The organism is Flavobacterium sp. (genome assembly GCF_027482425.1).
Lineage (GTDB): Bacteria > Bacteroidota > Bacteroidia > Flavobacteriales > Flavobacteriaceae > Flavobacterium.
The window spans coordinates 34,449-46,337 of the sequence record NZ_JAIXWA010000064.1 but is presented as its reverse complement, the minus strand read 5'-3'; the positions used below and the strand labels follow the sequence as shown (position 1 = coordinate 46,337).

Below are 11,889 nucleotides of genomic sequence, written 5' to 3'. Positions count from 1 at the left end.
TGTAACATCACAAAATACAGCTGATATTTCCTATACTTTGGGATCTACACAATCAGTAACTTGGACCGTGAATAACACCAATACAATTACTGGTGGAGCCAACGTTGATATTTTGATTACAACGGATAATGGGGCCACTTGGACTACATTATTAGCGGGTACGACCAATGATGGTGCAGCAGATGTGATTATGCCCTCAACTCCCGCTTTAAGTTGCCGTTTAATGGTAAAAGCAAGCAACAATATTTTCTTTAATGTGAACAGTAATAATTTTTCTGTTGGATTTAGTGTTACTACTACTTGTAATACCTATACAGGAACCTCTTTACCTATTGTAACTGCTGCTGGTTTTCCAGCGAATCAAATAGGAACCGTTAATGTACCGATTACAGGTTCAATTAGTAGTGTGAATGTATTTAATAATATAACTCACACTTATTTGTCCGATGTAATCACAGACATTAGTAGTCCCGCAAACCCAACTACTTTTGTAAAAATGTTTAACAGAAGTTGTGGAAATACAAACGGTTCTTTGAATTTAAAATTTACTAATGGAGGTGCTGCTATAAACTGTACGGCTGGAGGAACTACCCTTCAAAATGTGGCGCCAGGAGAAAGTTTAACAGCATTTAATGGTCAAAATCCGCAAGGAACATGGACATTCCGTGTGTATGATACATTTACGGGTGATAATGGAACTTTGAACTCGTGGTCTATCGAAATCTGTACACAACAAGTTACGTTACTTACGGAAAGTTTTGGATTGGATTCGTTTACTATAGCGCCAAATCCAAACAATGGGGTTTTCAATGTAAACTTCAATCCTACGGTTAATGATGTTGAAATTAGTGTGTATGATATGCAAGGAAGATCCGTTTTCCAACGTCAATATACTGCTAATGGTGCATTTAATGAAACAGTTGATTTAGGCACTGTGCAAACAGGGGTATATTTAGTTACTGTGATGAATGGATCCAATAAAGAAGTACGTAAAATCGTAATTCGATAATTTATTTTCTTTAAAATATGAAAAGCTCCCTCGGGAGCTTTTTTTTATGGATTTACTTTCCGTTAAATGTATTCATCGTGGTGGCCAATCCTGCGAGTACAAAAGAGGCAATCGCCTCTCGGCAAAGCGCCAATCGTTCGGGTAGGGCTTCATTTTCACTTTCATCCCATTCGCCCAACACATAATTCACTTGTTGTCCTTTTTTAAATTGATCGCTGATGCCAAATCGAAACCGTGGGTATTCAGTGGTTGAAAGAACGGCTTGAATGTTTTTTAAACCATTATGGCCACCATCACTTCCTTTGGCTTTAATTCGTACGGTTCCAAAAGGCAAATTCAAATCATCGGTAATAATCAATACATTTTCAGCGGGAATATTTTCTTTATCCATCCAATACTTAACGGCTTTACCGCTCAAATTCATATAGGTATTGGGCTTCAACAAAAACACAGTTTTCCCTTTGATTTTACACTCGGCCAGGTCTCCTAATTTTACGGTTTGAAAAGACTCGTTTTCTTGTTTTGCGAAAAAATCCACTACTTTAAATCCAATGTTGTGTCGGGTATTCACGTAATCAGCGCCAATATTGCCTAAGCCTACTATTAGATATTTCTTCATAGGTGTTGTATTTTCAGAATTTGGTGTTTTACGAAATAGGGAAAGAAACCGAACCATGAGTGCAAAAGTACTTCAAATGCCGTAGGTCTTCAAAAAAAAAGCACCGGAATTGTCCGATGCTTTTGGTAATCCTTATGGAAAAGATTATTTTTTCTTTCCTTTGGCTGCTGCTTTTTCGGCTTTTGCTGCTTCTTGAGCTGCTTTCATCGCCGCACGTGAAATCTTCACTTGACAAACAACCGTATTGTCTGGGTGCATTAATTTGTAATTGTCACTTCCTAATTTGGTTACATACAATTTGTTCCCCATTTGCAATTCAGAAATATCTGCATACACATAATCAGGAAGGTTTTTTGGTAATGCTTTTACTTTTAAACGACGTAGGTTTAAGTTCAAAACACCTCCTAATAATACCCCGGGTGAAGTACCTGTGATTTTTACAGGAACCTCCATGATGATTTCTTTGTCTTCATTTAATTGATAAAAATCAATGTGTAAGATAGCATCAGAAACTGGGTGGAATTGAATATCCTGTAGGATAGCGTTATACACCTTACCTCCTAAATCAATCGCAACAGTGTGCGCATCTGGAGTGTAAACTAAACTTTTGAAAGCTTTGCTTTCTGCTTGAAAGTGTACTGGTTGTTCTCCTCCGTAGATTACGCAAGGAACCATTCCAGCATCACGTACGGCCTTAGTTGCCTTTTTGCCTACGCTTTCTCTTTCAGATCCTTTGATTGAAATTGACTTCATTATTTAGATTTATTAATTATTTACATTAAAAATTTTCCGCTAATGGAGTTGTTGTGTTGCACCATCTGCATTACTTCGGCAAACAGTGGCGCACAACTGACCACTTTAATTTTTGGCGATCCCTTTTTCAGCGGAATGGAATCGGTAACGATGAGCTCGCTAAGCTGTGATTTTTCAATTTTTTCATACGCATCTCCCGATAGTATTGCATGGGTACAAATAGCTCGAACACTTAAAGCGCCTCGTTCAATCATCAAGTCGGCCGCTTTTGCTAAGGTTCCTCCTGTGTCAATCATGTCGTCTACAAGAATCACATTGCGCCCTTTTACTTCACCAATCAGTTCCATCGTTTCAATAACATTGGCCGCTTTTCGTTGTTTGTAACAAACCACTACGTCGGAGGTCAAGAACTTGGAATAGGCATACGCTCGTTTTGAACCTCCCATATCAGGCGATGCAATGGTAAGATTTTCTAGATTCAAACTTTTCACGTAGGGCAAGAAAATCGTAGAGGCAAACAAGTGATCTACTGGTTTTTCAAAAAATCCTTGAATTTGATCCGCGTGCAAGTCCATGGTCATAATCCGCGTCGCCCCAGCAGTTTCCAATAATTTAGCAATCAATTTGGCTCCGATGGGAACACGAGGTTTGTCTTTACGATCTTGACGTGCATACCCAAAATAAGGGATTACAGGGGTAATGTGTCGGGCTGAAGCGCGCTTGGCAGCATCAATCATCAACAGCAATTCCATTAAATTATCGGCCGAAGGAAATGTCGAACAGACAATGAAAACCCGTAATCCACGAATGGATTCTTCAAAGGACGGCTGAAATTCACCATCACTAAATTTTGAGAACGTAACTTTACCCAGCGGCACCCCGTAATGTTTGGCGATTTGCTCGGCAAGGTGGACACTTTGGGAACACGCAAATATCTTTGCTTCCGGTTCTTGATGTGACATTTTAATCGGTTGTTTAGTAGTGAGTTAGTGTGTGTTGTGTTTATTGAGGTGCAAATTTAGAAATAAAATCTGACTGAAGGCCTATATTTTTCAGTATTTTTTTCTTGTTTATTTCAATTTTTATGTACATTTGCACCCACAAAAACACTAAATCCATGCCCGGATGGCGGAATTGGTAGACGCGCACGACTCAAACTCGTGTTCTTAGGAGTGTGGGTTCGATTCCCACTCCGGGTACAAAGCTTCAAACCTTCGTTTGGAGCTTTTTTATTTTAGCGAAAAAAGCGGTGAAAGATTTGTGATCTACCCCATTTAGACTATAGTTTTATTTCAACAATACTTACTACAGGATAATGGTCAGATAGCCATTGATGATTAGGTTTTTCTGATAGAATTTGACTAGAATGGATTTTAAAATATTGGCGAGAAACCCAAATGTAATCAATGTAGTTGTTTTCGGGTTTGTCAGTATGAAATCCATTGAATGTCCCTAGCTTACTATCGGGATTCATAGCGGTATAACTATTTACCCAATCCTCTTTTAGCAACTTCAAACGAGGATGTTCAGGAGTGGTATTAAAATCGCCCATAAGGATTACGGGTTCATTCTTGGGATTTCGAACGGCAATTTGTGCTAAGATAAGTACTAAGCTTTCTGTTCGTGCTTGTTCTCCAACATGATCCCAATGCGTATTGAATACCCAGCATTTTTTTCCAGTCAAGCGGTCTTCAAGATGCACAAAGCTACAGACGCGATTGCAAGCGGCATCCCAACCGCGTGAAATTTTTTCAGGGGTACTCGATAACCAGAACGTCCCGCTATCTTTAATCATAAAACGACTGGTTTTTATGAATACACAACTGGCTTCTCCTGTTTGATTTTCTTCCCTACCTACGCCCACTTTTTGATAATCGGGCATGCCTTTTTGCAATTCTATCACTTGATGGGGAAGTGCTTCTTGTACGCCCAACACATCGGGATGTATGGTGTTGATTTGATGCAAAAGTGGGATTTTTCGATTGTCCCATCGGTTTACACCATCAGAGGCTACATCGAGTCGGATGTTGTAAGTCATCACCGAAAATTTCTCGGATTGTGCCCATCCTTTTGCAAGCATAAGTAACGCAAGAATGCCTACATAGAAGTTACTTTTTTTCCACATCCTACTCTTTTTACACACTTTTAATGACATAGGTTACTATACCCCAAATAATCAGTTCATTTTCTTCTGTGATTAAAATGGGAGGATAGTGGGGATTTTCAGGCATTAAATACACGGCATTTTTTTCTTTTCGAATGCGTTTTACCGTAAATTCCCCGTCAATACAGCATACGGCAATTTTGTTATGAACGGGTTCCAAACTACGGTCAATGACCATGATATCGCCATCGTCTATTCCGGCACCAATCATTGAATTTCCAGAAGCTTTCGCGTAGAAGGTTGCCTCGCGGTTGCGCACTAATACGTTGTCCAAACTGATTTTTGCTTCATCAAAGTCGGCCGCCGGTGAAGGAAACCCCGCTTTGATTCCGCCTGAGAAATAGGGGAGTCCTTCCTTCGGACTTAAATCGGGGATGAAAAAAGTGAGTTTAGCGTTTTCTAGCGACATTGTACCGTAATGATATCGTTAATATTGGTGGTGAATTTGGGCGACAAATGGTTTTGCTTCATCTTCCACGTACGATTCAAATCGTGCATTCCCAAGCGGATTTTTCGCTCTCCCGTTTTTTTGAAATAGGCATCCATTACTCTCATCAGCGCTTCGTGTTTTGGATTTTCATCTTGAAACAAATTGAACTGCTTTTGGTTTTGTGGGGTAATTGATGATACAATCACGCCTGTTTTTTTGTATTCTTCACCTTCGCGAAACAGCTGTGCAATCATACGGGTAGCGGTTTGACTGAGCGTAATACTCGAATGGGTAGGAAACGGTAAGGTTTCTTGTGCATAAAAATTATACCGTCCGTTATCGGGATTATGAAATTTATCTTTGCGCAAATACACGGTAACTACTTGGCAGTCGGATTGTTGTTTTCGTAACTTTTCACCACAAATCGACGCAAAAGTCGATACTCGCTCTTTCAATTCGTCGAGGCTACTGATGCGGCCTTCAAAACTTCGGGTTACAGCGATGTGTTTTTTATCTTTAGGCTCTTCGAGTTCCAGCACCGACTGACCCAACAATTCCAAACGCAAACGGTTCCCAACCACACCCATTTCTTTTTGAATGTAGGACTCATGTTGTGGCAGTGTGAAATCGTAAGCCGTATGAATCTGGCGTGCTTTCATTTTTTTTGTCAATCGAAAACCGATGCCCCAAACGTCCTCTATGGCCGTCCATTTTAACGCTTTGATTCGTTTTTCTTCGCTGTCGATGACATACGAGCCTTGGGTGTGTTCAGGGAATTTTTTGGCAATTTTATTAGCAATTTTAGCCAAGGCTTTAGAGGGCGCAAAGCCAACAGAAATGGGAATACTCAACCATTTCAAGACGCGCTTTCGCATTTGAATTCCATAATCCTGCCAGTTGATAGCGTGCATGCCGTCAAAATTCAGGAAGGCTTCGTCGATACTGTAGACTTCAACATGAGGTGTAAACCCCTCTAAAATTTTCATTACGCGACTACTCATGTCTCCATACAGTGCATAATTGGATGAAAAGACATGGATGCCGTGTTTTCTGATCAGTGGGCGGCATTCAAATTCGGGCGCACCCATGGGAATTCCCAAGTCTTTTGCTTCATAACTCCGCGCAATGACACAACCGTCATTGTTGGACAGCACCACAATGGGTTTTCCTACCAATTGCGGTTGGAACACCCGTTCACAGGAGGCATAAAAATTATTGCAATCGACTAACGCATACATGGTATAAAAGTAGCGAATCGGATGAAAATGACGGGAAAGAACAAGCGTTAAAATTCGCCATTGTTCATAAAAAAAGGCCATCCGTTGGGACAGCCTTTAGGTATTGAAAATCGTCTGATTATTTCAATAAATCCATCATACAACTCGGGTAAATTCCCATACCGATATTGAGTGCAATAGCTACAATAGCGACCAAGGTATATACCCAAGATATGGATGTTGCTTCGTCATCGGCTTCTTTATTGTACATGGCTAAAATTAGTTTAAAATAGTAGCCAATACTAATGATTGAATTCACTACTCCTACAATAACGGCAATTAAATAACCCGCTTCAATAGTTTGGGTGAACAGGGAGAATTTTGCAAAAAAGCCCGCAAAAATTGGAATCCCCGCCATAGATAATAAGGCCATGGTGAGAATTGCAGCGAGGATCGGGTGGCGTTTTCCCAACCCATTGAAATCAGCAACGTTCTGCGTCTCTTTATTTTTGGTAACGGCAGTTATAACAGCAAAGGCAGCAATACCCGCCAAAGCATACGCTGCAGTATAATAGAAAAGGGTACCGGCAGCGGTGGTTAAACTTAACAAAGCCAAAAGCATAAATCCGGCATGTGAAATACCTGAAAAAGCCATCATTCGTTTTACATTCTCTTGACGTAAAGCCAAAAGGTTCCCTACAAACATGGTTAAAATGGCAACAGCTAAAAGCGCTATTTCAAAGGAGTAGGGCATTTCTTTGTTCAAGCCCGTAACCAATTTGTATAACGTAGCCACGGCCACAACTTTAGCCAAAGTGCTCATGGTAGCGGTCACCAAAGTGGGAGAACCCTCATACACATCAGGTGCCCAAAAATGGAACGGTGCTGCAGCAATTTTGAACAACATTCCAATAAGCATCATGGTAATTCCAAAATAGAACCAAATAGGAAGTCCGGCCCCTTGTGACAATTCATAGATTTCGGCTACATCAAAGTAACCCGTAGCGCCGTAAACCAAACAAATTCCGAAAAGAATAAATCCAGAAGCGAAAGAGCCCAACAAGAAGTATTTCATACCCGCTTCATTGCTCAGTAGGCTTAAGCGTTCACTCCCTGCAAGGATATACAACGCGATAGAAAGAATTTCAATACCGATGAAAAACATCGATAAATTTCCAAACGAAACCATGGCGATGGCTCCAGCCAACAAAAAGATTTTTATAGCAATAAAATCGGAGAATTTGGATGGTTTGTCTTTGTAATAATCCCCGCTCATCAGAATTAGAAAAACGGTCAAAACGATAAATAAGCTAGAAAAGGCCACCGAAAAATTAGATACCACAATCATGTTATAGTACCATGAAGAAGGATGGTTAAATTCGGAAATCGTAAGTCCAAGGATCGCTAACAAAGCAACCACGGAAACCGGTACAATGGCTTTTCTCAGATTGATAATTTCAGCTAAAAGACAGAAGATGCCTAAACCTGATACAGCGATTAGTGTATTCATTCGTATGACAGAATTAAGAACGGTTGATTAATGTAAAGATTTCTTGTAGCGATGGATTGACCAAGTCCAATAAAGGTTTAGGATACAACCCAAAGAACAATAAGAAGGCAATGAGCACTACCATTACAAAGGTTTCACCGAGAGTTACTTCGGCAAAAAGTTTGGCATTGGCTTCACCCAACATTACATTTTGAAACATCTTCAACATGTAATAAGCCCCTAAAATGATTGTAGTTCCACCAAGAACCGCATACCACACATTGATTTGCGATAAACTATACAGCACGGTAAACTCCCCTACAAAGTTATACGTGCCGGGCAAGGCTACAGAGGCCAAAACCAAAATCATAAATAAGGAAGTGAATTTTGGGGTTTGAACGCGAATTCCGCCCATAGCCTCAATATTTCGTGTTTCCAAACGGCGGTAAATGATTTCAGCGGCGTAAAACAACCCGACAATCACAAAACCGTGTGCAATCATTTGCGATACGGCACCACTTAAACCATCGAAAGTGAGACTATAACAGCCCGCTGCAATTAAACCTACGTGGGCTAACGAGGAGTAAGCCAATAATCGTTTGATATCTTTTTGACGTAAAGCGGCGATAGATCCATAAATGACACCCGCGATACTAAGTCCTAAAAGGATGGGCATGTACGTTTTTGCTGCCAAAGGGGCAATAGGGAGTTGCCAACGGATTACACTGTACAATCCCATTTTTAACATGACTCCCGAGAGCAACATAGTACCTACTGTTGGTGCTTTTTGATACACATCAGCCTGCCAGGTATGGAAAGGAACTACAGGAATTTTAATCGCATACGCTAAAAAGAAGGCCAAGAAAATCCACGTTTGCTCCTCAGTGCTAAGTTGTAAAGCATACAAATCGCTGAGTAAGAAACTTCCTGCTTTTTGGTATAAATAGGCGAAAGCAACCAACATGAATAAGGATCCACCTAAGGTATAAATGAAAAACTTAAGTACGGCTTTTTTGCGTGTTTCAATGGCATCATTCCCCCACAACAACGCGATAAAGTAGATGGGGATTAAAGCTAATTCCCAGAAAATATAATAAAGAAGTCCGTCGGCGGCCAAAAATGTACCCGCCATAGCAAACGCCATGAAGAGAATTAACGCATATATGCTTTTGGCATTTTTAAATGCATTAGCAAAGGAACTAAGCAGGATAAGCGGCGTTAATACGGTGGTGAGTAAAACCATCGCCAATGCTAAGCCATCAACCTTTAAGGCAAAAAATGCTTTGGGTGAAGAAATCCAAGGTAAAGAAACATTAAGTGTACTGAAATCACTTACGGTTGCCAAAAGAAATAAGGTAATTCCCATGGCAGCGGTACTAAAAAGTAAAGCCACTTTGGAAGCCAGTTTATCGCCAGCCAAATAGGTACATACAGCACCGATAAGTAATAAAAGTAATAGAGTAGTTACGTCCATCAGGATAATTTTTTAAGCTAAAAACAAATAGATGAAAAGGACACTAAATCCAATTACAAAAGCAAATAGATACAATCCGATACTTCCGTTTTGAACACGTGCACCTAAGTTTCCTATACCGTTGGCTAATGTGCCCAAACTGAAAACCAATTGGGATAAAGCAGGTTCAAGTGTATCCCGGAAAAAGCGTGCTAAGCCATTAATGGGTTTTACAATCAAAGCCATATAGCCTTCATCTACATAATATTTGTGGTAAATTGTTTTGGCCAATCCGGTCATTTCATCATCCTCTTTCGGAACAGCACCACCTTTTAAGAACTTCGCATACGCCATCCCAATTCCAATCAATCCACCGGCAACAGCTACGGCCATTAAAATATATTCAGTAGTTCCTAAATGATGTTCTGCATGACTTTCACTAAATAAAGGCGCTAGGTAGTGATTTAACCAACTGCCTCCAAAAGGCAAGCTGATTACCCCACCAACCAACGACAAAATGGCTAATACTATTAAGGGTAACGTCATAAAACTAGGACTCTCGTGCAAATGATGTTTTTGTTCCTCTGTGCCACGGAAGTCGCGATAAAATGTGAGATACATCAATCGGAACATGTAGAAAGCCGTCATGATGGACGCCAAAGATGCAATGATCCATAGAGGGATATTGGCATGGAAAGCGGTCAGAAGAATTTCATCCTTCGAGAAAAATCCAGAAAACGGAGGAATCCCTGAAATCGCCAACGTTGCAATCATCATTGTGGCAAAAGTGATGGGCATGATTTTACGTAACCCACCCATGCGGCGCATATCTTGTTCGTGGTGCATGGCATGAATCACTGATCCCGAACCTAAGAACAAACACGCTTTGAAGAAGGCATGTGTGATTACATGGAAAACGGCCACGTTATATGCTCCAAGTCCTAAAGCTAAAAACATAAGTCCCAATTGCGATACTGTTGAATACGCCAATACTTTTTTGATGTCATTTTGGAAAAGACCGATGGAAGCAGCAACTAAAGCTGTCACAGCACCGACAATCGCAATAATATTTTGAACAAGTGGAGTTAGGTCGAATATGAAATTTAAACGCGTAATCATAAAAATTCCCGCTGTAACCATTGTCGCCGCGTGAATCAATGCCGATACGGGTGTTGGACCTGCCATCGCATCGGGCAACCAAGTATACAAAGGTAATTGAGCTGATTTCCCCATAGCTCCGATGAATAAACACAAGGCCGCTACAGTTAGTTTGGCCGTATCCACATTTCCAGCGGTGATGGCAGCTTTCAACTGCGCGTAATCCAAGGTAGAAAACATAGAGCCTAAAATGAAAATTCCGATTAAGAATCCTAAATCCCCAATGCGGTTCATGATGAATGCTTTTTTGGCAGCATCATTATACTCTTGGTTTTTGTACCAGAAGCCAATGAGTAAGTAAGAACACAATCCAACGCCTTCCCATCCGATAAACATGATAAGGATATTACTTCCGACCACCAACGTAATCATGAAAAACACGAATAGATTGAGGTACGAAAAGAATTTATGCATGTTTTCATCCTCATGCATATAACTGATGGAATATAAATGAATCAACGACCCAATACCCGTTACAAACAGCAACCATAGTAATGACAATTGATCCAATAGAATACCGATATCCAATTTGAAATTACTTACTGCAATCCAATCAAATAAGGTAACCGAAATGGGTTTTCCCGTTTGGTTGACCTGCAAAAAGAAATAGACACTGATGGCAAACGAAATAGCCACTGCTACAGTTCCTAAAGTGCCAGCGAATCCTTTTCCCGCTTTTTTACCAAAGAACACATTCCCTAAGAACCCGATAAAAGGGGCAAGTAAAACTATTAAAACTAAATTCTTCTCCATTGCACCTTACCCTTTTAAATTTTTCAAATTAGCAATATCAATCGAACCGATATTTCGGAAAATAGCAACTAGAATAGCCAATCCTACAGCCACTTCAGCAGCGGCTACGGCCATTGAGAAAAATACGAACACCTGACCTTCGGCATCTTGATGATAGGTTGAGAAAGCGACAAACAATAAGTTTACAGCATTCAGCATGATTTCGATGGACATGAAAACAATGATTGCATTTCTTCGGTACAGCACCCCGAAAACCCCAATACAAAAAAGGATTGCGGATAGAAATAGGTAATTTTCAATGCCGATATGATTTAAAATATTCTCCATAGTTTATCGTGTCGATTTTTCTTTTTTAGACAAAAGTACTACACCCAACATCGCTGTGAGTAGTAATATGGATACAAACTCAAAAGGAACCATATATTCATTTAACAAAACTTTACCCAACACTTTGATGGATTGAAAATCTTGTCCGGTAACGTCGTATTCTCCCATGATGGGTTTGGTATCTACAAATACATAGGTCAATACCCCACACAAAAGAATAAAGATGATTACTGCAGCATAACGTGTCATGCGTGGCTTGTGTACTTCATCTTCTTTGTTGAGGTTCATCAACATGATGGTAAAAAGGAACAATACCATGATGGCACCCGCATATACAATGAGTTGAACTAGCGCTAAGAACTGGGCATTAAATAACAGATAATGTCCCATAATCGAAACCATACAAAGTACTAAGTAAATAGCACTGTGAATTGGGTTTTTACTGTAAATCGTCAAAAAGGCAGTGGCAAGGGTAAATGCCGACAGAATGTAGAAAATTAGTAATACTGTTGACATA

General features: G+C 40.2%; 12 protein-coding genes and 1 tRNA gene. 2 read left to right on the top strand and 11 right to left on the bottom strand.

What is annotated here, in order from left to right:
• Window positions 1-1,009 (top strand): T9SS type A sorting domain-containing protein (locus tag Q0037_RS09490; RefSeq protein WP_297517525.1); only part of this gene is annotated, 1,009 nt, incomplete at its 5' end.
• Between the two features lie 52 nt (window positions 1,010-1,061).
• Here Q0037_RS09490 and pth read toward each other — a convergent pair.
• From pth to Q0037_RS09475, 3 genes are all read right to left on the bottom strand, one after another.
• Window positions 1,062-1,685, bottom strand: a complete 624-nt coding sequence (gene pth, locus Q0037_RS09485) for an aminoacyl-tRNA hydrolase (RefSeq protein ID WP_297517523.1) — start codon at window positions 1,683-1,685, stop codon at window positions 1,062-1,064.
• Between the two features lie 87 nt (window positions 1,686-1,772).
• Window positions 1,773-2,381, bottom strand: a complete 609-nt coding sequence (locus tag Q0037_RS09480; RefSeq protein WP_297517521.1) for a 50S ribosomal protein L25/general stress protein Ctc — start codon at window positions 2,379-2,381, stop codon at window positions 1,773-1,775.
• 20 nt (window positions 2,382-2,401) lie between these two features.
• A complete protein-coding gene (locus tag Q0037_RS09475) occupies window positions 2,402-3,343 on the bottom strand; it encodes a ribose-phosphate pyrophosphokinase (protein WP_297517519.1) in 942 nt (313 codons plus the stop codon).
• Between the two features lie 157 nt (window positions 3,344-3,500).
• Between Q0037_RS09475 and Q0037_RS09470 the strand changes: the two genes are divergently transcribed.
• Window positions 3,501-3,580: transfer RNA gene (locus Q0037_RS09470), tRNA-Leu, on the top strand.
• 80 nt (window positions 3,581-3,660) lie between these two features.
• Here the strand turns inward: Q0037_RS09470 and Q0037_RS09465 are convergent.
• From Q0037_RS09465 to Q0037_RS09430, 8 genes are read right to left on the bottom strand one after another with little or no spacing between them, the layout of a single operon-like run.
• On the bottom strand, window positions 3,661-4,506 hold the full coding sequence (locus Q0037_RS09465) for an endonuclease/exonuclease/phosphatase family protein (RefSeq protein WP_297517517.1): 846 nt from the start codon (window positions 4,504-4,506) through the stop codon (window positions 3,661-3,663).
• A gap of 10 nt (window positions 4,507-4,516) precedes the next feature.
• Window positions 4,517-4,954: a LexA family transcriptional regulator gene (locus tag Q0037_RS09460; RefSeq protein WP_297517515.1), complete on the bottom strand. Its 438-nt coding sequence runs from the start codon at window positions 4,952-4,954 to the stop codon at window positions 4,517-4,519.
• Window positions 4,945-6,294, bottom strand: coding sequence for a Y-family DNA polymerase (locus tag Q0037_RS09455; protein ID WP_367274090.1), 1,350 nt, complete (start codon window positions 6,292-6,294; stop codon window positions 4,945-4,947). The genes Q0037_RS09460 and Q0037_RS09455 overlap by 10 nt, the downstream gene beginning before the upstream one ends.
• A gap of 37 nt (window positions 6,295-6,331) precedes the next feature.
• Window positions 6,332-7,702 (bottom strand): NADH-quinone oxidoreductase subunit N, encoded by a 1,371-nt coding sequence (locus Q0037_RS09450; protein WP_297517513.1) that lies wholly within the window; start codon window positions 7,700-7,702, stop codon window positions 6,332-6,334.
• A gap of 13 nt (window positions 7,703-7,715) precedes the next feature.
• Window positions 7,716-9,155 carry a NuoM family protein gene (locus Q0037_RS09445; protein WP_297517511.1) on the bottom strand — a complete coding sequence of 480 codons (1,440 nt, stop codon included), beginning with the start codon at window positions 9,153-9,155 and terminating at the stop codon, window positions 7,716-7,718.
• Window positions 9,156-9,167: 12 nt separating this feature from the next.
• The gene (gene nuoL / locus Q0037_RS09440) at window positions 9,168-11,045 is read right to left on the bottom strand and encodes an NADH-quinone oxidoreductase subunit L (RefSeq protein WP_297517509.1); all 1,878 of its coding nucleotides are present in this window, start codon (window positions 11,043-11,045) and stop codon (window positions 9,168-9,170) included.
• A gap of 6 nt (window positions 11,046-11,051) precedes the next feature.
• Complete coding sequence (nuoK, locus tag Q0037_RS09435) at window positions 11,052-11,372, bottom strand: NADH-quinone oxidoreductase subunit NuoK (RefSeq protein ID WP_297517507.1); 321 nt, start codon at window positions 11,370-11,372, stop codon at window positions 11,052-11,054.
• A 3-nt stretch (window positions 11,373-11,375) separates the two neighbouring features.
• Window positions 11,376-11,888: an NADH-quinone oxidoreductase subunit J gene (locus tag Q0037_RS09430; RefSeq protein ID WP_073360733.1), complete on the bottom strand. Its 513-nt coding sequence runs from the start codon at window positions 11,886-11,888 to the stop codon at window positions 11,376-11,378.
• Between the last annotated feature and the right edge of the window lies 1 nt (window position 11,889).